Genomic DNA, 21,266 nt, shown 5'->3' with positions numbered 1-21,266 from the left:
TTTATTAACATTTTGCATAGAAATCTTGACATTAATTCGTAAAGTTAACTAATGTAGCAGTCGGACAGGTTTATCGAAACGCTTTACATTTAGGTAGTTACACCAACTTCAGTCTCTTAACCAGAGTCAAAGGAACAAGAGTAAGGGCTGAAGGATAAAGCGGTATGACAGTAAGGGGCACCTGCGACTGTTTTAGAAGCAAAAGCTAAAGGACGTGTTGATCATGCTGCCATTGCCAGAGGAAGGTCGGAGACGAGTTCAAATAGAGGGTGTGTTGCCCCAAATCGATGGGGGTCGTTTTGCCATCAAGCGGACAGTTGGGGAACGAGTCCATGTGGAAGTGGATATGTTCTGTGACAGTCATGATGCCGTTTCTGGCGTCATTTTGTACCGTCCCCAAAAGTCTCAAACCTGGTTTGAGGTTCCCCTATCGCCAACGGTGAACGATCGCTGGCAGGGAGAATTTACTGTATCAGAGATGGGGGATTATGTCTATACCATTATGGGCTGGGCGGATCATTTTAAATCCTGGCAACGGGACATGACCAAGAAATTGGCAGCCGAACAGGATGTGTCCGTTGACTTGCTGATTGGGGCAAACTTAGTTGAAGACGCGGTGAAACGTGCCAGTGGGGATGATGCGGCACAGTTAAAAACCTGGGTCTCGACACTGCGATCGCAAGATGTCGCCCAACCAATTTTAGGGGATAAAGCCATTTCCCCGGAACTGGCGACCCTAATGGCAAAATACCCCGATCGCAAATTTGCCAGCACCTACCACAAAGAACTGAGAATTACCGTAGACCGAGAACGGGCAAGGTTTAGCACCTGGTACGAAATGTTTCCCCGTTCCTGTGGTGAACCGGGCAAACATGGCACATTCAAAGATGCCCAAACCCGCTTACCCTATATTGCCAGTATGGGGTTTGATGTCCTGTATTTACCCCCGATTCATCCCATTGGCAAGCAATTTCGCAAAGGCAAAAATAACACCAATGTCGCCGAACCTGACGATGTGGGTGTACCCTGGGGTATTGGTGCAGCCGAAGGCGGACACAAGGCGGTTCATCCTCAGTTAGGAACCATGGCTGACTTTGAGGAGTTTGTTGCCAAAGCCGCTGAACATGGGATTGAAATTGCCCTAGACTTAGCCTTCCAATGTTCTCCCGATCACCCCTACATCAAAGAAAATCCCCAATGGTTCCGCCAGCGCCCGGATGGGACGATTCAATACGCCGAGAATCCGCCGAAAAAATATCAGGATATTTATCCGATTGACTTTGAAACCCCAGACTGGCAAAATCTGTGGCAAGAACTGCGGAGTGTCATGCTTTTTTGGATTGAAAAAGGCGTGCGGATTTTCCGAGTCGATAACCCTCATACCAAAGCTTTTGACTTTTGGGAATGGGTGATTGCGGATTTGAGACAAACCTATCCCGATTTAATTTACCTCTCGGAATCCTTTACCCGTCCCAAGGTGATGTATCGCCTCGCCAAGTTAGGATTTACCCAATCCTATACCTACTTCACTTGGCGTAATAGTAAGTGGGAAATGACCCAATATCTCACCGAACTCACCCAAACCGCCGCCCACGACATCTTTCGCCCCAACTTTTGGCCCAATACCCCGGATATTTTGCATGAGTTTATTCAGCATGGGGGACGCCCTGCCTGTATTATTCGCTTAGTGCTGGCAGCAACTTTAACGGCAAACTATGGGATTTATGGACCCGCGTTTGAAGTCTGCGAAAATCGGGCGCTGAAACCCGGTAGCGAAGAGTACTTACACTCAGAGAAATATCAGATTCGGGAATGGGATTTAGAGAGTCCGTATACAATCAAAGACTTGATTACCCGGGTCAATTTTGCCCGTCGGGAACATCCCGCGTTGCAAAGTAACGGCAGTTTGCGGTTTCATCACACGGATAATCACCATATTATTTGTTACAGCAAACAGACTGATGATTGCAAGGATGTGATGCTAATGGTGGTCAGTTTTGACCCTCAGTGGATGCAAGCAGGCTTCATTGACTTGCCCTTAGAATCCTTAGGGATTGACCCCTATCGGGAATACTATCTCCATGATCTACTTAGTGATACCCACTACACTTGGTTTGGCGGACATAACTATGTGGAACTTAATCCTCAGGGTATTCCAGCCCATGTTTTCTGGGTAAGGCAATAGGAAGATGGGAGAGATGGGGAAGATGAGGGAGATGGGGAAGATGAGGGAGATGAGGGAGATGAGGGAGATGGGGAAGATGAGGGAGATGAGGGAGATGAGGGAGATGAGGGAGATGAGGGAGATGAGTAAGTTAACTCAAAACTCTACCTTACCTATTGCCCATTGCCTATTGCCTATTACCTATTCCCTGTTCCCTGTTCCCTGTTCCCTGTTCCCTGTTCCCTGTTCCCTGACAAATGACGAATAATGACGAATCAACCAGGGAGAACTACCAAAGAACCAATGCTTAACTCAATCTTAAAAGATGATCCGTTATGGTTTAAAGATGCCATCATCTATGAAGTGCCGATTCGTGCCTTTGCCGATAGCAATGGCGATGGAGTTGGTGACTTGCGCGGATTGACATCGAAGCTGGATTATTTACGGGATTTAGGGGTCACTGCAATCTGGACATTACCCTTTTTCCCCTCTCCGCTTAAAGATGATGGCTACGATATTGCCGAATATAAAAAAATCAATCCTATTTTTGGCACAATCGAAGATCTCAAAGAGCTGTTAGATGCGGCGCATCAACGGGGTATTCGGGTAATTATTGAGTTAATTGTTAACCATACCTCCGATCAGCACCCCTGGTTTCAACGCGCTCGCAAAGCCCCGAAAGGCAGTAGTGAACGGGATTTTTATGTCTGGAGTGAGAACCCGGAAAAATATAAAGATGCCCGGATTATTTTCCAGGATTTTGAACATTCTAACTGGGCGTGGGACCCGGTGGCTAAAGCGTATTATTGGCATCGCTTCTATTCCCATCAACCTGACCTCAATTACGAAAATCCGGAAGTGGCTAAAGCCGTTTTAGAGGTTGTGGATTTATGGTTGGCAATGGGCGTGGATGGACTGCGGATGGACGCCGTGCCTTATTTGTATGAACAAGAAGACACAAACTGTGAGAATTTACCCGCTACCCATGCGTTCTTGAAACAATTACGCGCCCATGTTGATGCCAAGTTCCCCAATCGGATGCTGTTGGCTGAGGCGAATCAGTGGCCCGAAGATGCGGCGGAGTATTATGGGCAGGGGGATGAGTGCCACATGAATTTCCATTTTCCCCTAATGCCGCGCCTGTTTATGTCATTGAAGATGGAGGATAATTTCCCCATCATTGATATTCTCAACCAGACGCCGCAAATTCCCAATAACTGTCAGTGGGCATTGTTCCTGCGGAATCATGACGAACTGACTCTGGAAATGGTCAGTGATGAAGACCGGGACTACATGTATAAAGTGTATGCAGAAGACCCGCAGGCACGACTCAATTTAGGGATTCGTCGCCGCCTCGCACCACTGATGGGGAATAATCGCGACCAAATTCAATTGATGAATGGGTTGCTGCTGTCTCTCCCCGGTACCCCCGTCATTTACTACGGGGATGAGATTGGTATGGGCGATAATATTTATCTGGGCGATCGCAACGGGGTACGCACACCGATGCAATGGAGTGCTGACCGCAATGCTGGCTTCTCGCGCACGAATCCGCAACGACTTTACGCCCCGCCGATTGTTGACCCAGAATATCATTATGAAGCGATTAATGTAGAAGCGCAGCAGGGGAATCCCAATTCCCTGTGGTGGTGGATGAAGCGGTTAATTGCCACCCGCCAGCGTTTCCAAGCGTTTGGGCGAGGAACGTTTGAGTTTCTCCATCCCGATAACCGTAAGGTTTTGGCATTTACCCGCACTTATGCCGGGGAACATATTTTAGTGGTTGCCAACTTGTCGCGATTTGTGCAAACGGTGGAATTGGATCTCTCGGCATTCCAAGGGATGGTACCCGTGGAGATTTTTGGACGTACCCAATTCCCAGCGATTGGTTCTTCCTCCTATTTCCTCAGCCTTAGCCCCCATAGCTTCTACTGGTTTACCCTCCAGTTGCAAGACACTCTAGCGGAAACTCCCAGTTCCCAAGTTCAACCGCCGACACTGAGGGTGAGTGGCAAATGGCAAACGGTGTTTTCTCAACCGATTTTAAAGACAACCTTGGAGTCGATTTTGCCCAATTACCTCTATACTTGTCGCTGGTTTGGGGGTAAGGCGAGGACGGTGCAATCGGCAGAGATTGTGGACGCCATTCCCGTCTCCTATAAAGAAACCGAGGCTGAGTTGATTTTTATCAAACTCGAATACACTGAGGGTATCCCAGAAACCTACATTCTGCCCTTAGCTTACGCACCAGGAACGGAACTGGGTGGCGATGGGTCGAACATTCAGGCTCATCAGGTCATTGCTTATCTCCAGGTTGAGGGACAGGAAGAGGTAGGCTTATTATTCGATGCGGTAGCTGAACCGGACTTTTTAGCCTTCCCCTTAGATGCCGTGCGTCACAAGCATCGCTATAAAGGAAAGGCGGGAACCTTAGTGGCTACAGCAACGGACGCCCTGGCTGAACTGATGCAGGAGGCGACTCACCTGGAACCGCATCTGCTCAGAGGCGAACAAAGTAATACTTCAATCGTGTATGGCGATCGCTTTATCTTAAAGCTATTCCGTAAGGTTGAAGAAGGAATTAACCCAGACTTAGAAATTGGGCGTTTCCTCACCGATAAACATGTCACCGAACATTTTGTTCCCGTGGCTGGGGCGCTGGAGTATCGCGTTTCCAACTCAGATACGATCACCATCGGCGCTTTGCAAGCATTTGTTCCCAATACCACCAATGCTTGGTCTTATACCTTAGATTCCCTGCGCGGCTATTTTGAGCAAGTGATGGTATTGCCCGGATCAGATTTACAGGAGATGGAACTCCTCTTACCCTCGGCTGTCGAGTCGCTAGATCGAACTGATCCGCCCTTTGGCTACGATCTGATTGTTCCCTATTTGGATACGACACAACTGTTGGCAAAGCGCACGGCTCAATTGCATATTGCTTTGTCCTCGGATGCGGAGAATCCTAACTTTGCCCCAGAACCGTTTACCTCGTTCTATCAACGGTCTGTGTATCAGTATATGCGGAACCTGACGGGTCAGGTTTTACTGCTACTGAAAAAACGGATCGAGGTATTACCGGAGGAAACTCAGCCCTTAGCCCAAACCATTCTCAACCGCCAAGAGCAGATTTTAGGACGCTTTAAAGCCTTAATCAATCTGCAAATTACGTCGATGCGTACCCGTTGTCATGGTGATTTCCATTTAGGACAAGTCTTATATACGGGGAAAGACTTAATTATCATTGACTTTGAGGGAGAACCCGCCCGTCCTCTGAGTGAACGGCGGATGAAGCGATCGCCCCTACGGGATGTGGCGGGAATGCTGCAATCATTCCACTATGCGGTGGCGCTGGGCTTACGCAATGAAATGGACAGTGGTATGATCCGCCCGGATAATCTCTCGGTGATGGAACAATGGACTGGGTTCTGGTATTCCTGGGTGAGTGATACCTTCCTAAAAACCTATCTGGCTACAAGTGCAGGTCATTCGTTTATTCCCCAAACGACTCAGGAGTTACAGGTGCTGTTGGATGCTTATCTGTTTGAGAAATCGATTTATGAGTTAGGCTATGAACTCAATAATCGACCCAAGTGGGTAGATATTCCCTTACAGCGCATTCTCCAGTTGCTGGAGTCAGTACCTATGTCTGGTGGGGAGATGAGTTTCCAGACGCCGCCGATGAGGTAGAGTGTAGGGGCGGGTTTTATTATTAAGGTTTAGTTTTCACCCTGATATCACTAAACCCGCCCTGATTAGAGTGCAAGCGATCGCTACGGCGATTGAAATCGCTGCTACACAAACAAAGTCCGCCTGCGCGGACTGGGTTATAACGAGGGTAGCGTTCTCCGGCTGAAGGGGTGACAAGCCGTCTAAAACTTTAAAATCAGGTTTTGAGCGACATTAGTATCTCCAAAGATGATTTCGTTAAAACTCTTCCTTGTTTACTGGTCTATTTATCTTCCTTGTCTTACCTAAACCCCAATCTTAAAAAACCTCTGATGAGGTACTTAAGCAAGATCCCCGACTTCTTGGAGAAGTCGGGGATCTATCTGTGTACCAAGGGCTGTAAATGGGTTATAGCAACCGCCAAGACGGTTAGGACACATCATTTATGTAGAGACGCGCCATGGCGCGTCTCTAGCTTTAGCTAGTGGTACAATTTAACTATCTTAAATATATTTAGGCTCAAATAGGGGAAGTATGAAATTTATCAGTCCCAAGGTCGATTATGCCTTTAAAAAAATATTTGGTTCTGAACAAAGCAAGGATATTTTAATCAGTTTTCTCAATGCGATAATTTATGGGGGCGAGAATATTATTCAATCTTTGACAATTATCAATCCCTATAATCCTGGTCAGGCAATGACCTTAAAAGACACATATTTAGATATAAAAGCGGTTTTGTATGATGGGTCTATTGTCGTTATTGAAATGCAAATAGCGCGGGTAAGTGCTTTTAGTAAACGAGTTGTTTATAATTTAAGCAAAGCTTATACCAATCAGTTAGGTATCGGAGAAGACTATCTCAGTCTTACCCCGGTGATTGCTGTCACTCTCACCGATTTTATCCTGTTTAAGCAGACTCCTGATGTAATCAATCAATTTATCTTTCAGGAAAAAACGAAAAAATTTGCTTATCCCGATACCGAATTGCAACTCATTTTTATAGAATTGCCGAAATTTAAGAAAACCGTGTCAGAATTAAAGAGTTTAAGCGATAAATGGATTTATTTTATTAAAGAAGCTGCCACCTTTGATGCCATACCCGATAATTTAGGAGAAGTCCGTGAGATAGAACTGGCTTTAAATATTGCCAACCAAGCCAAAATGACGGTAGAAGAGTTAGACGTGGTTGATCGTCGAGGGATAATGTTACAAGATGAGAAAGGGCGGATAACTTATGCCAAAGAAGAAGGAAAAGAAGAAGGAAAAGAAGAAGGCAAACTCACGGAAGCGATCGCGTTAATCCTGCGTCAACTCAAAAAGCGTTTCAGTGAGATTAATATCGCGATAACTAGCCAAGTTGAAGCGTTATCGATTGAAGAGTTAGAGTGTTTAGGAGAAGATTTTTTAGACTTTAACAGTTTGGCAGATTTGGAACATTGGCTGGAAGAGCGATCGCGCTGATCAACCCTTTGATCTTTTATTACTCAATTTTTATCAATCAACCGCTACAAGCTAAGAACCTGAAAGGAAATAATCAATTATTGACAGTCATTTTCCCGTTGATTAATGTCCCGTTTGGGGCATCATCAGTATTTTTACTTATTGACAAATATGACTTAATTTATTTTTTTCACATCCATTCAATAAGCTTTGTTTATTGATTTTTATTAAACGATAAACTTATGCAATAACAGAAAGAGTAAGAAACGTAAAGCGTTAAACTAGCAAACGTGTATTAAATCTTGAAACGAGGGCGACCTCCTTTACCTGCCGAAAATTGTTTCTGGTCAGAGATAATTTCCTTTAGCCAAACTGTTTTGTCTGAACGGGCAGATTGATTATTGGTGAATTCATCAGTAACACACTCATGATTGATGAAAAATTTAGGATAGTAATAAGGATGGAGCATACCACCAAACCGCTGAACCCTGATCAGCAAATTAATCACGGGTGTAATTTAAAATGGAAGCCTACCGATCAAACAGACTATTGGTTGGCAACAACGGCGCTAGTGAGGCGTAAGATCGGTGGCAAGCCAAGTTTGCTTTGTAAGTAAGACCCTTTGACAAAATCAATTGGTTCACCGTTTTGCCAATGGGCATTTTGACAAAAAGTATTTAACCCAAAACCCGCTAATGGAAGACTAGATCTGCTTATCAGGATTACCTGTCAAGCGAGTCAAGGTGAGTCGTCTACTTATTGTACTCCCTTGGCGCTAGGGCTTTCAGGTTAGCAATTTAGATAGTGGTTTTCTGTCCTTTTTTCCAAAATTCAATAACACCATTGGAAAAATATCGTCAATCAGGATTAACCCTGATGATCCACTTGGTTGAGAGTAATTGAATCAACCAGGACTCCTGTGTTTTGGGTCAATTTGAGAGAAGCCTTAAACAAGAATAGTGCTGAATTAAGTGTTTGTAGGTAAGCCTGTGATCGCTCTAGAATCGCTTTGTGCTTACTCCCTTAAATCAGTGCCATTCAATGCTTGTCTAGGCAGCTTCTCTGGTGTGACTTGCCAATTTTTACAACAGTGTTTCCCCCGGCATCGGGTTAATTTTCGCTGCCAATAATTTCAGAACGCTACAACACCCTTTCATGTCATAAGTACAGGAGAAACCAATCTACAATGACTCCACAAACAACCTTTCCTCAAGCCGGATCAACGAAGACAATCCGGGAAGATTTAATTGACTCATTGCCAAGCCGAGACGCTAACAATATTGGAGTCGAACATGGAGCCAAGTATCGCACCTCGGAGTGGTACACTGGGTCTGGAGAAATCGTTCCGGGGAATGATAGTCGCTCGTTTGAAGTCACTGCAACCTTTACCCTAAAAGCGCAAGTCAAGTTAATTCAGGGCATTTTCGACCCCTCTAACCCAACCCTAGCTGAAATCTATAATAGTCGGGGTCGCTGTGTCGCCATCATTGACCAAACCGTCGATGATTTGTACGGGGAATCGGTGCGTCAGTATTTTGACACCCATGAAATCCCCCTGCAAATGAATGTCTGTCGCGCTTGGGAAGCGGATAAAACACCAGAAACGGTGCATCGCCTGCTGGAATTCCTGGGAAAAGACGGCTGTGATGTCTCTCGCAATGAACCCGTATTAGTGATTGGTGGGGGGGTTCTCAGTGATGTGGCGGGATTAGCCTGTGCCTTACAACACCGTCGCACGCCTTATATTATGGTGGGGACAACGATAGTCGCGGCGATTGACGCGGGTCCGAGTCCGCGTACTTGTACCAATGGCAAACAATTTAAGAATAGTATTGGGGCGTATCATCCACCCGTACTAACCTTAGTCGATCGCACTTTTTTCCGCACCCTCGCCACGGGTCATATCCGCAACGGGATGGCGGAAATTATTAAAATGGCGGTGACGGATGACAAGGTTTTGTTTGAACTGCTGGAAGACTATGGTTCGCGCTTGGTAGAAACTCACTTCGCCACGTTAGGAGATGATGAGGAATTAGCCAAGGTTGCGGATGAGGTGATTTATCGGGCATTGTTCTCCTATATGAAATATGAGGGGACAAATATGTTCGAGACGTATCAGGATCGCCCTCATGCTTATGGTCACACCTGGAGTCCTCGTTATGAACCCGCCGCTAAGTTAATGCATGGTCATGCGGTAGCGGTAGGAATGGCGTATGGCGCCAGTTTAGCGACGAAATTAGGCTGGTTGCAACCCACAGAACGCGATCGCATTATTGCACTGATTCGTTCTCTAGGGTTAAGTGTCTATCATCCTATCCTTGAAGACATTGATCTGATGATTGCGGGTCAGCAAAATATGCGGCGTAAGCGGGGAGATGGCGGACTGTGGGCACCTCTACCCTGTGGTATTGGTGTCTGTGATTATGCCCAAGAGGTACCACCGGATTTACTGGAGGCGGCTGTAGCGGATCATAAAGCTGTTTGTGCAACCTTACCTGATAGTGGTGCTGGCGTAGAAATGTATCTCAAGGATTTGGGTTTGGAATAATTCTATCCCCCAATGTAGAGACGTTGCATGCAACGTCTCTACCCTGCAACGTCTGGTACAAATTGCCACATCATTAAGGAAAAAATCATGCAAACTGTAACAAAAGAAGCGATCGCACGTCCGGTTACTCCCCTGGGAATTCTAGTCGAACAGCTTGAACAAACTCTGGAATTAGTAGACGAGGCGCAACATCCGCAATTGGCTAGTTCTCTGCAAAAAGCCTATCAACTTGCGGCTAAACTTGAACCCTACCTGAATCAAAGTACAACTCCAGATTCTCCCGCCTTAACCGCCTTAGTTGAGAAAACTTGTACTGAAGATTGGAGTAGACTATTCTCCGATGGCGAGACAGTGCGCCAGTTAGAACAGGAGATGTTATCGGGACATATTGAAGGACAAACCTTGAAGATGTTTGTCAAGATGACTGGGGCGAAACGGGTTCTAGAAATTGGTATGTTCACAGGCTATTCCGCTTTGGCGATGGCGGAAGGATTACCTGAGGATGGATCAGTGATTGCTTGTGAGGTGGATGAGTATGTGGCAAGTTTTGCCCAAACCTGTTTCCAAGCCTCACCTCATGGTGGCAAAATTACTGTAAAAGTTGCCCCAGCCTTGGAGACATTGCATCAATTAGCGGAAGCGGGAGAGTCGTTTGATTTGGTATTTATTGATGCAGATAAGCAGGAGTATGTGGATTATTATCATACGCTCCTAGATACCCAGTTATTAGCACCAGATGGGTTAATTTGTGTGGATAATACCTTACTTCAGGGACAGGTTTATTTAGCACCCGAAGAACGGACACCGAATGGAGACGCGATCGCCAAATTTAATCAGGTGGTTACGGATGATTCCAGGGTGGAACAGGTTGTATTACCGTTGCGTGATGGTTTGACCCTAATTCGGCGGGTTTAAACCCTAACAATCTGTAGGGGCGGGTTTCACTCTTATCGTTGGAAATGGTGCGTTAGCGAAGCGTAACGCACCCTACACCTGCCCCGACTCAACATGAATGCACCGACTAAAGCCCTGAACTAAAGCCCTGAACTAAAGTTCGGGCTAAAAGCTAAAACCCGTTAAAACGGGTTCATCATGATTACTTCAGGTAAATACTATGGAGAAATCCCAAAGCCTAAACGCGCGTCTTATCGCCATACTGCAAAACCTGGGGACATTAACCTTACTCGCGATCGCGTTTCCATTCAATTTAACCGTTGTCGTCGTGGCGCTGGTGTGGGATAGTCTCACTCGCCCCTTCCAGAAATCCAAAATCGCGAACCCTAATCCCAAAACCATTATGCTGACTGGGGGAAAAATGACCAAATCCTTGCAACTGGCGCGGTCATTTTACGCCGATGGACATCGGGTTATTTTAGTGGAAACCCATAAATATTGGTTGGTGGGACATCGATTTTCGCGGGCGGTTGATCGGTTTTATACGGTTCCTGCGCCCAACAAAGATCCCGATGGTTACATGGAAGGGTTACTCGCGATCGCGAAACAGGAAAATGTGGATGTTTATGTTCCCGTCTGTAGTCCCGTCGCCAGTTATTATGATTCTCTAGCTAAGTCAGTTTTATCGGGGTGTTGTGAGGTTTTCCATTTTGATCCAGATGTCACCCAACTGCTGGATGATAAGTTTGCGTTTGCCGAAAAAGCACGAGAATTTGGCTTATCTGTACCCAAATCCTTCAAAATTACTGATCCGCAACAGGTGATTGATTTTGACTTTTCCCAAGAGAAACGCAAGTATATCCTGAAAAGCATTCCTTACGACTCGGTGCGGCGTTTAAACTTAACGAAACTCCCCGGCGAGACTCCAGCAGAAACTGCTGCATTTGTCAACAGTTTACCCATCAGTGAGGAGAAACCCTGGATTATGCAGGAGTTTATTCCAGGGAAAGAATACTGTACTCATAGTACGGTGCGGAATGGGGAATTACGACTACACTGCTGCTGTGAATCGTCGGCGTTTCAAGTGAATTATGAAAACGTTGATCAGCCGGATATTTTGCAGTGGGTGAGTCGGTTTGTCCAGGGATTGAATTTGACGGGACAAGCCTCCTTTGATTTTATCAAGGCAGAGGATGGGACGGTTTACGCGATCGAGTGTAATCCACGTACTCATTCGGCGATTACTATGTTTTATAACCATCCCGGAGTAGCACAGGCGTATTTGAGTGACACGCCGTTACCTGAACCCTTGCAGCCATTACCGGAAAGTAAGCCAACCTATTGGTTATATCACGAAGTTTGGCGGTTGAATGAGATTCGCTCATTTGGGGATATCCGGTGCTGGTTTAAGACAGTGTTTGGCGGGAAAGATGCCATTTTTCAGGTGAATGATCCTGTGCCGTTTTTGATGGTACACCACTGGCAAATTCCTTTATTGTTGCTGGATAACCTGCGCCGGATGCAGGGCTGGATTAGGATTGATTTTAATATTGGTAAGTTGGTGGAATTGGGGGGAGATTGATACTGTAGAGACGTAGCATGCTACGTCTGCCATGGCACGTCTGGGAGATGGGGACAGGTTGAGTAACATCTGGGTGAGATAAGAAATGAGAATCGTAAACACAGCGCCGACAGAACCAATCATCAACTATCAGTAAAAATGATTGCAGCCACCTTTATCGTATTTCTTTTGCTGTTTACCGCAGTGGGTATTTACTCAGCAACCCAAAAGCAAGCAACGACAACCGATTACCTCCTTGCCAGCCGTAATGTTAATCCCTGGCTAACTGCCCTTTCAGCGATGGCGACGGGTCAAAGTGGTTTACTATTTATTGGTCAAGTTGGCTTTGCTTACACGATTGGATTATCGGCGATTTGGCTAACCCTTGGCTGGATGATCGGAGATTATATTGCCTGGTGGCTTGTATTTAAACGATTCAGACAAGTTTCTGAAGCCATTTCTGCTGATACGGTGTCCTCTTTCCTGGGTCAAGAAACCAAAGGAATTCGCTGGATTACGGCAATTTCAGCGTTAATTACCATCGCCTTTCTGGGATCTTATGCGGCGGCGCAATTAGTTGCAGGAGGGAAGGCACTTCATGCGGTGTTTAATTGGAATTATTCCCTCGGTGTGATTGTTGGCGCGATTGTGGTGATGATTTACTGTTTTTCCGGGGGAATTCGGGCTTCAATTTGGACGGATGCGGTGCAAGCAACAATTATGATTGGTTCCCTACTGCTGCTATTGGTGGTAGCGATCGCCAATTGTGGCGGATTGACTGGATTCTGGACAAAACTTGCCGCCATTGACCCAGAATTGGTCAGTTTAAGTCCAGGGGATCTGGAGTGGGGATTTTTGCCCTTTTTAATTGGCTGGATTGCCGCCGGATTTGGTGTCGTGGGTCAACCCCATATTCTAGTTCGGGCAATGGCAATTAATTCGGCGAATAAGATTGGCTTGGCACGGGATATTAAAGTGATTTGTGCTTTCTTTACCTCGTCTTCAGCGATGGGTGTGGGGATGGCGGCGCGGGTGCTTTTGCCCGATTTGTTAACTAATGGTGATCCAGAATTGGCACTACCTTATTTAGCCCTGGAATTATTGCCTGCTATCTTAGTTGGACTGATGCTAGCGGGACTCTTTGCGGCGACAATATCGACAGCAGATTCACAAATTTTGTCCTGTTCAGCCGCGTTAACTCAAGACCTGTTTCCGGGATTGGCGCACTCGTATAATTATGCCAAGTTGGGAACCTTAGCGGTGACGGTAATTACCTTGAGTATTGCCTTAGCCGGAGATGATAATGTCTTTGCCTTGATTACCTTTTCTTGGTCAGTTCTAGCCTCTAGTTTGGGACCACTGCTGATAGTACGGGTTTGGCAAAAATCGGTAACCACGCCAGTCGCGATCGCGATGATGTTCGGGGGGATTGCGGCGGCGTTGTTTTGGAAGGTGGGACTGGATTTATCGGGTATAGTTTATGAGGTGCTTCCGGGTATGGCGGCGGGGGGTCTAATTTATTTAGGTTCTCAGGTTTTTATTGCCCAGGAAAACAATTAAATCATGTTTTAAAATTATCAGGAGATTCAATCATGTCAGTGCTGAATATTCTGCATTTAGTGGGTTCTGCTGAAAATGAGTTTTATGGCGACTTATCCCGTCTTTATGCTAAAGACTGTATCACAGCAACCGCTAATCCTTCACGCTATAAATTTTTTATTGCCTATATTACCCCGGATAGATTGTGGCGTTTTCCTTCATCGTTGACACCAGAAGACATTGACGCAGCAAAACCCCTATCTCTTGCTGAAGCCATACAGTGGATCACTACACAAAACATAGATTTAGTCTTACCGCAAATGTTTTGTATTCCTGGAATGACTCACTATCGAGGTTTATTTGACCTCTTAACTATTCCTTATGTGGGCAATAAAGCGGAGTTGATGGCATTAACCGCCCATAAAGCTAAAGCCAAAGCTATTGTTGCTGCTGCGGGGGTAAAAGTCCCGTATGGGGAACTATTACGCCAAGGAGACACCCCCAATTTAATGCCACCTGTTGTGATTAAACCGGCTAACTCGGATAATTCTTTAGGGGTTACGCTAGTGAAAAGTATGGCTGACTATGATCAAGCCTTAACCACAGCTTTTCACTATGCCGATGAAGTATTAGTGGAAGACTATATTGAACTCGGAAGAGAAGTAAGATGTGGGACTTTTGTGAGAAATGGAGAGTTAATTGGACTCCCTTTAGAAGAATATTCAGTCAATCCTGAAAATCATCCAATTCGTAATTATAGCGACAAACTGAAAAAAACAGAGGCAGGTGAATTAGCTTGTGCAGCTAAGGATAAGGAAAAGGCTTGGATAGTTGACACAACCGATCCGATAACGACCAAGGTTCAAGACGTCGCCAAACAATGTCACAAAGCGCTAGGTTGCCGTCATTATAGCTTGTTTGATTTTCGCATTGATCCCCAAGGACAACCCTGGTTTTTAGAGGCAGGTTTATACTGTTCTTTTTCTCCTAAAAGTGTTGTTGCATGTATGGCAAAAGCAGCAGGGATATCCGTGGATGAGTTATTGAAGACGGCAATCGCTGAAGCCTTAATCTAAGGACAATAGATTGGGCTAAGGTAGGAAACCTAACCTACTGGCGTGGCACACCTTAATTGGTGGATTAGCATTGTAGGGGCGCATGGCGTGCGCCCAATTTCACGGTCAAATCTATTCCACAATTTTAGCTGTATCAGTCCACTACTGGCGTGGCACACCTTAATTGGTGGATTAGCATTGTAGGGGCGCATGGCGTGCGCCCAGTTTCACGGTCAAATCTATTCCACAATTTTAGCTGTATCAGTCCACTACTGGCGTGGCACAGCTAAAATAGGGTTTTGTTTGTAGTCAGCACAAAAAGTAATCTAACGCATAGCTGGAGAGGGCTGAAGCCCTCACTACAAAACGCTCAGATGATACCTGCCTAAAATTAGCAGTCATCACTCATCAATGTCCAGTTATAACTAAGGATAATCTTGAGCAATTACTCCAGCTCGTTCTTCTTGTAGACAGCGGACTTTAGTCGTAGCATAATCAGACCATTGGCGTTGCTCGGCTTCTTCATAGTCTTTGATTGTTAAGCTTAAATGAGGAACACTAATATCATGCTGACTAGCCAACTCTAGAGCCAGCCGCAAATCTTTATGAAGTAATTGAACAGTAAACTCAGGGTGTTGAGATAAATCATCACAGCGTCGTGAGAACCAATAGTGAGGCAAGCCGTGAATGTCCCCAGGATTCTGACCAAATGATCCCAAACGTAGCACATCCCAAATCGTTTGTAGCTCGATTCCCGAAGCTAAACCCAACGTAATTCCTTCACTCACCGCTTGAACCGCGATCGCATTCACAGCATTGTGGATAAGTTTGCATCGAGTTCCGCTGCTAATTTCTCCACAGTAGATAACCTGATCTGCCATTAGTTGAAGGATGGGTTCAACTCGCTCGAAGGTTCCCTTTGAGCCACCAACCAGAATCGCTAAACCCATACCTTGCTGACTTTGAACCCCTTCCGAGCAATCATTAAAGGGGGCATCTAACATCTCAATTCCCAGTTTTTCCATGGCGTGATGAATTCTGAGAATTGTTTCGGGAGAGTTGGTACTAATATCCACGTAAACACTTCCGGGTTGCAATCCTTGGCTCAAGTTTTGTTCACCCTCTAGCACCACTGTGATCACATCATCAGGAGTCGGTAAGGCAGTAAAGATTATCTCTGAATGGGTTGCAACTTCAGCACAACTCTGAGTAATTTTAGCACCTAAAGATTGCAACTGTGCCATTGAATCTTGATCAAGATCGTACACATAGACTGAGTAACCGTGGTCTAGAAAATTAGCGGCTTGTTTTCCTCCAATATTGCCGCAACCGATGATGCCGATTCTGGGACAATTGGCGCGGGATTCAGTTCCTGAAATGCTGTCGGTTGATACCATAAGGATTATTTAATGCTGTTTTTTATCTTAGCATAAATAGACCAAGTATATAACTAGAGATTAATGACGGTATTTAGTTTTCTTTTTGCATCTAACCCTTGTAATTAATCGACAATATACTAACTTTAAACGATTGAAATAATTCTATTTGGGCAGTGCCCACCAGCCAGTCAGTACCATTCGACTTAAGTGGAATGTTGCTGACTCATATAGCCAGGGAATAAATTTCCGCGTCAAAGCTCAAGTAAGCTAAAGCTTACTCATGGTTATGTTGGCAATTGATGAACTCAGCGAACAGCGCCGCTAGGAATTGGCTGATAAAGTTCATCAGATGCAAATCAACGGCGAAATTTGAGCTTTAGCGACACAGGCGCGAGATGAGGGGCGGGTATTGCTGTCCTTGTTAAGGTCATTATAGGCAATCCACCAGCAAACCAGCTATGCCATTAATCTCTAGCGCGATCGCTAGGCTTCATACTCCATCAGCTACCCTAGGAATAACTACGACCATACTATTCCCCACGGAGATATCAACCATGAGTACAATTCAACTCGATATTCCCGAAGAAATATTAATCAGTCTCAAAGAAACACCCGAAACCATTGCTAGAGAACTCCAGCTATTAGCCGCCGTAAAACTCTTTGAACTGGGAAAACTTTCATCCGGACGAGCCGCTCAATTAGCCGGAATCTCACGAGTAGAATTTATGATGTTACTAGGGCGTTATCAGGTATCTCCCTTCTCTTTAACCCCAGAAGAATTAGAGCAGGATGTCAACAATGCCTGAATCCCTAATCATTGTCAACACATCACCCCTACTCTATCTCCACCAAATTACTCCGCCTCGGAATCAATTCCGAGGCTCATAGCGAAAGTCGTCTGAAGACGACTAATAAGAAACAGAAAGTAGTGGCGTGGCACACCTTATTTGATGAATTAGAATTACGCCCGGAAACTGTAGGGGCGCAAAGACTTGCGCCCGATTCAATGATAAAATCTATCCCACAATTTTAGCTGTGTCAGTCCACTACATTAAATTTATGTATTGAGACAGGTTTAAGATGTCAGCGACAACCCACCGTCAAAGGGGTAGGATAATTCACCCAAGGCTCAGTCATGCTAGAACAATAAAGGATATTCCGGTGTTACATCCAACGACTCACCACCAGTGCCATCTATGCAATCTGCTCCCCTTGACGGTAATCCCTGTGTTTTGCTTGTAGAAACCGATGAAAGTCTAGCTCAACGCATGAGCCTAGATCTAATAGAAGCTGGCTATCATACGGTTATCGCCACAGATGCGCCCAGTGGCTGGCATCAAGCTTGTGAACTCCAACCCGCGATGATGGTTGTGGATCAATCGCTTTCTGGTTCTGGCGAATCCGGTCTCAGTTTATGTACTCGCCTGAGAAAAGCGGGTTCTCGTGTCCCCCTACTCTTACTCATCGCTCGCGACACTATCGAGGATCGAGTTGCCTGTTTAGAAGCGGGTGCTGATGATTTTTTCCTTAAACCCTACCGCGCTGATGCCTTTTTGCAGATTGTACGTCTGTATCTAGAACCGGATACCAATACGAGTGAACAAGTCCGATTTGGGGATTTAGCATTAGATTTGACGACGCGCCGCGCTATGCGGGGAGGACGAGTGATTGATTTGACGATGAAAGAGTTTGAATTGCTTAAGTATTTGATGACCCATCCCCGTGAAGTTTTAACTCGCGAACAGATTCTGGAAAATGTTTGGGGATACGATTTTCTGGGCGAGTCTAATGTGATTGAGGTGTATATCCGGTATCTACGCCTGAAAATTGAAGATGAGGGTGACAAGCGCTTGATTCAAACTGTCCGGGGTGTTGGGTATGTTTTACGAGAATCTTAGTTAAGTGGGTAGGAACAATTAAAGTTAATGGTTTTGATTGTCATTTGTCATTTGTCATTTGTCATTTGTCATTTGTCATTTGTCATTTGTCATTTGTCATTTGCTCCCCCAGCTCCCTCTGCTCCCTCTGCTCCCTCTGCTCCCCCATCTCCCTCATCTTCCCCTGCTCCCAGACGTGCCATGGCACGTCTCTACAACCCCAGCTTCCCCATCTCTCTAAGCTAAATTCATGACCTATCATACTCGCCTACTCGGAATCACACTTAGTCTGATACTGTTTGGATGTTCGGCATCCGGTTCCAACCCTGTCGCTGATGGAACCCCCTTAAAATCTGGCGAACAACTTCCAGAACCGCCATCCCTCTCCTCGTCATCCTCTAATTCCGGTCAGATGTTACCTATTAGCGCTCAAACCCAGATCGGTGATCAGCTGATTTTACTCGAAGTGGCTAGGACACCTCGACAACAGCAGATCGGATTGATGTATCGCACGGCTTTAGCCCCAGATCGGGGGATGTTGTTTCCCTTGAACCCACCGCGACGCGCTTCATTTTGGATGAAGAATGTGAAAATCCCCCTGGATATGATCTTTTTGCGAGATGGCGAGGTCAAAGCGATCGCGGAAAATGTTCCCCCCTGTATCTCCACTCCCTGTCCTACCTATGGACCAGGGGTTCTGGTTGACCAAGTGATTGAACTCCCTGGGGGACGAGCCGCTCAACTGGGACTACAAGTGGGCGATCGCCTAAAAATCACCCTCCTAGAGGAATAGATTAACCCCGCGTCAGAATCTTAAATTTTGATTAACATCATTGAAAACTTAAATCAACAATGTAAAGATCTTTATACGAAATTACGTTAACATTTCGTAAGATAGATTCTCATAAAAGACTATCTGACGACGAGGTAGTGACCTGTCTTAGCTGTGGCTACCCATCAACACGACCAAGTAGGGGTGTAGTCTGCAACTAGCTTTTAGTGGTGTGAAGTGAGTTAACTAAAATTACCCTCAAGTTGATGGGGGGTGAAGGTTAAAACGATACCTGGTCAGCACATCCAGTGAGTTTTCAACTCGATCAATCAAGATCTTAGATGGTCAGTGATCTAGGACACAAGCAGTGCCGGATTAACCTATCACAATAAGCAAAGAACCCTCAGCTAGTAGACAGTATTAAATCTGTCTACCCATTGCTAAAGGAGGCAGGACGCTGATTCCAAAATAGTAGCCGATAAGGAGGTGAATAGCCATTATGGCACCTGCAACCTATTCTGAATTTTTACGATTTTTGCAAGAGGAATTGGCAATTTCTACTGATTCCATTGCGATCGCTCAACGACGTCGGGAACAAGACCCAGGACCATTACCGATGATTCTGTGGCAGTACGGTTTAGTCACATTGCAGCAATTAGACCAAATCTATGACTGGCTGGAAACAGTCTGAAACTCAAACAATCGGTCAGGAGAAAATGAAGAATGTCTAAATGCTTACGCTTTGGAAATAATCCATTCACGTCTAAACCGTTGAATTTCATACCGTATGATCCATTGACCGTTGATTACTCTACCAGAAAGAGCGGGTCGCTAGTTGACCCGCTCTTTTTTGGCGTCTTGGGTGTCTCGTTTATGGCTTAACCTACGATTGAGTCAAGACGCGAGCCGCCGCTGACACTCCTGCTCCTGGTGTCATGGACTCATAACCTAATTCCCGCAACGTGGCTTCTAGCGCCCCAATCGCCGCCAAAATATCGCGATCGCAGACAAAGCCTAAGTGACCAATACGGAATATTTTGCCTTTGAAGTGATCTTGTCCCCCAGCCAGGGAAATATCAAAGCGCTTTTTCATCACGCTACGAATTTGTTCGGCTTCAATCGACGTAGGGGCTACCGCCGTTACCGCTGGACTTGCGGCATTATCCGGAGCAAATAAAGGCAGGGAAAGCGCCTCAACCGCCGCCCGTGTTGCCTGCATCAAGCGGTGATGACGAGCAAAAATATTATCTAACCCCTCAGCTTTCATCATTCGTAACGCCGTTTGCAGTCCCAACATTAAATTGACTGGAGGGGTAAACGGATTACTATTCTTTTGTGCCGCTTTGCGATAGGTTCCCAAATCGAAATAAAAGCGAGGCAGTTTCGCCGTTTCGTAGGCTTGCCACGCCTTATCTGAGACACAAACAAATCCTAATCCTGGGGGAACCATATAGCCTTTCTGGGCACCTGACGCCACTACATCAATCCCCCACTCATCAATGGGTAAATTGACCGCGCCCACACTGGTTACTGCGTCTACAATAATTAGAGCTTGACCATGATCTTTGACATAACGATTAATCGTTTCCAGGTCATTGAGTACCCCGGTGGAGGTTTCTGAATGGGTAACGATAACGGCTTTGATTGTCTTATCCGTATCCGCCTCCAGCTTTTGACGAAACAGATCCGGATCAAGGGGTTGACCCCACGGTGCCGTAATCGTCTCCACCTCTAAACCAAACGCCGCGCTCATCTTCGCCCAGCGATCGCCAAATTTGCCATTACTTCCGACCAAAACCCGATCGCCGGGACTCAAAAAATTAATAATCCCAGCTTCCATGGCACCCGTACCACTCACCGTTAACACCAAAACATCGTTTTGAGTCTGGTGTAACCATTTTAGGTTCTGGGTTACCTCTGCCATAACGGCACTAAATTCCCCACTGCGATGTCCGATCGGATGCTGGGCTAACGCCAGCAAAACCTGTTCAGGCACCGGTGTTGGTCCGGGAATCATCAGCATCAACTTATTATCCATGAGCGTTATCCTCAACCTTTGAGCATCACCTAATTCCGAATCACCCTACTATCCCATCGAAAATTGGGGTGGGTAAGGGGACGAATGGAAACCCCTGTCATTTATGTATGGGGAGGATCTTGCCCCCTTACATAAACAGCAGTCCGACAGGACTTCCTTCAGAAAGCGTATTGGTATCCATCCTTTCCCTGTACACGACTGCAATATTTATGGTTAATGCCTTGGACTAAACCATTGGCGGCTGAGATGTTGAAACTGCCTGTTGTTCGCACAGCCACGCGACCTATATAAGCCCCTATCTTTTTGCCCTTGGTCACAATTGCTTTAACG

At 45.8% G+C, this 21,266-nt stretch carries 16 protein-coding genes and 1 pseudogene; 13 read left to right on the top strand and 4 right to left on the bottom strand.

Going from position 1 to position 21,266, the window contains the following annotated elements; all coding sequences use genetic code 11:
* The first annotated feature begins 223 nt into the window (after window positions 1–223).
* From RIC07_RS19365 to RIC07_RS19350, 4 genes are all read left to right on the top strand, one after another.
* On the top strand, window positions 224–2,185 hold the full coding sequence (locus tag RIC07_RS19365) for an alpha-1,4-glucan--maltose-1-phosphate maltosyltransferase (protein ID WP_446395946.1): 1,962 nt from the start codon (window positions 224–226) through the stop codon (window positions 2,183–2,185).
* Window positions 2,186–2,306: 121 nt separating this feature from the next.
* A complete protein-coding gene (locus RIC07_RS19360) occupies window positions 2,307–2,432 on the top strand; it encodes a hypothetical protein (protein ID WP_446395945.1) in 126 nt (41 codons plus the stop codon).
* 35 nt (window positions 2,433–2,467) lie between these two features.
* A complete protein-coding gene (gene treS / locus RIC07_RS19355; RefSeq protein ID WP_446395944.1) occupies window positions 2,468–5,854 on the top strand; it encodes a maltose alpha-D-glucosyltransferase in 3,387 nt (1,128 codons plus the stop codon).
* A gap of 513 nt (window positions 5,855–6,367) precedes the next feature.
* Window positions 6,368–7,294, top strand: a complete 927-nt coding sequence (locus RIC07_RS19350; RefSeq protein WP_446395943.1) for an Rpn family recombination-promoting nuclease/putative transposase — start codon at window positions 6,368–6,370, stop codon at window positions 7,292–7,294.
* Between the two features lie 274 nt (window positions 7,295–7,568).
* Here the strand turns inward: RIC07_RS19350 and RIC07_RS19345 are convergent, their stop codons facing one another.
* Window positions 7,569–7,781: a hypothetical protein gene (locus RIC07_RS19345; RefSeq protein ID WP_446395942.1), complete on the bottom strand. Its 213-nt coding sequence runs from the start codon at window positions 7,779–7,781 to the stop codon at window positions 7,569–7,571.
* 678 nt (window positions 7,782–8,459) lie between these two features.
* On the opposite strand from RIC07_RS19345, the gene RIC07_RS19340 reads away from it, so the two are divergent.
* From RIC07_RS19340 to RIC07_RS19320, 5 genes are all read left to right on the top strand, one after another.
* Entirely contained in the window at window positions 8,460–9,821 is a 1,362-nt protein-coding gene (locus RIC07_RS19340) for a sedoheptulose 7-phosphate cyclase (protein WP_446395941.1), read from the top strand.
* A gap of 87 nt (window positions 9,822–9,908) precedes the next feature.
* Entirely contained in the window at window positions 9,909–10,736 is an 828-nt protein-coding gene (locus RIC07_RS19335; RefSeq protein ID WP_446395940.1) for an O-methyltransferase, read from the top strand.
* 199 nt (window positions 10,737–10,935) lie between these two features.
* Window positions 10,936–12,297, top strand: coding sequence for an ATP-grasp domain-containing protein (locus tag RIC07_RS19330; RefSeq protein ID WP_446395939.1), 1,362 nt, complete (start codon window positions 10,936–10,938; stop codon window positions 12,295–12,297).
* Window positions 12,298–12,435: 138 nt separating this feature from the next.
* Window positions 12,436–13,836 carry a sodium/proline symporter gene (locus tag RIC07_RS19325; RefSeq protein WP_446395938.1) on the top strand — a complete coding sequence of 467 codons (1,401 nt, stop codon included), beginning with the start codon at window positions 12,436–12,438 and terminating at the stop codon, window positions 13,834–13,836.
* A gap of 32 nt (window positions 13,837–13,868) precedes the next feature.
* Window positions 13,869–14,891, top strand: a complete 1,023-nt coding sequence (locus RIC07_RS19320) for a D-alanine--D-alanine ligase family protein (RefSeq protein ID WP_446395937.1) — start codon at window positions 13,869–13,871, stop codon at window positions 14,889–14,891.
* 404 nt (window positions 14,892–15,295) lie between these two features.
* On the opposite strand, the gene RIC07_RS19315 is transcribed toward RIC07_RS19320, so the two are convergent.
* Window positions 15,296–16,267 carry an NAD(P)-dependent oxidoreductase gene (locus tag RIC07_RS19315; RefSeq protein WP_446395936.1) on the bottom strand — a complete coding sequence of 324 codons (972 nt, stop codon included), beginning with the start codon at window positions 16,265–16,267 and terminating at the stop codon, window positions 15,296–15,298.
* Window positions 16,268–16,803: 536 nt separating this feature from the next.
* Between RIC07_RS19315 and RIC07_RS19310 the strand changes: the two genes are divergently transcribed.
* The 4 genes from RIC07_RS19310 to RIC07_RS19295 all read left to right on the top strand — a co-directional run bounded on the left by RIC07_RS19310 (window position 16,804) and on the right by RIC07_RS19295 (window position 19,589).
* Entirely contained in the window at window positions 16,804–17,055 is a 252-nt protein-coding gene (locus RIC07_RS19310) for a UPF0175 family protein (protein WP_446377452.1), read from the top strand.
* Between the two features lie 390 nt (window positions 17,056–17,445).
* Window positions 17,446–18,147: a response regulator transcription factor NblR gene (gene nblR / locus RIC07_RS19305; RefSeq protein WP_446379471.1), complete on the top strand. Its 702-nt coding sequence runs from the start codon at window positions 17,446–17,448 to the stop codon at window positions 18,145–18,147.
* 229 nt (window positions 18,148–18,376) lie between these two features.
* On the top strand, window positions 18,377–18,919 hold the full coding sequence (locus tag RIC07_RS19300; protein ID WP_446395935.1) for a DUF192 domain-containing protein: 543 nt from the start codon (window positions 18,377–18,379) through the stop codon (window positions 18,917–18,919).
* Between the two features lie 478 nt (window positions 18,920–19,397).
* Window positions 19,398–19,589 carry a DUF2949 domain-containing protein gene (locus RIC07_RS19295; protein ID WP_006100242.1) on the top strand — a complete coding sequence of 64 codons (192 nt, stop codon included), beginning with the start codon at window positions 19,398–19,400 and terminating at the stop codon, window positions 19,587–19,589.
* 192 nt (window positions 19,590–19,781) lie between these two features.
* On the opposite strand, the gene RIC07_RS19290 is transcribed toward RIC07_RS19295, so the two are convergent.
* Both RIC07_RS19290 and RIC07_RS19285 read right to left on the bottom strand, forming a co-directional pair.
* Window positions 19,782–20,936 (bottom strand): pyridoxal-phosphate-dependent aminotransferase family protein, encoded by a 1,155-nt coding sequence (locus tag RIC07_RS19290; RefSeq protein WP_446395934.1) that lies wholly within the window; start codon window positions 20,934–20,936, stop codon window positions 19,782–19,784.
* A 158-nt stretch (window positions 20,937–21,094) separates the two neighbouring features.
* Window positions 21,095–21,266, bottom strand: a pseudogene (locus tag RIC07_RS19285) (RNA-guided endonuclease IscB); the annotation flags it as partial.

It is taken from the genome of Coleofasciculus sp. E1-EBD-02 (assembly GCF_040218245.1).
Lineage (GTDB): Bacteria > Cyanobacteriota > Cyanobacteriia > Cyanobacteriales > Coleofasciculaceae > Coleofasciculus.
Note: the sequence above shows the minus strand (reverse complement) of the source record. Positions and strands in the feature narration are given on the sequence as shown.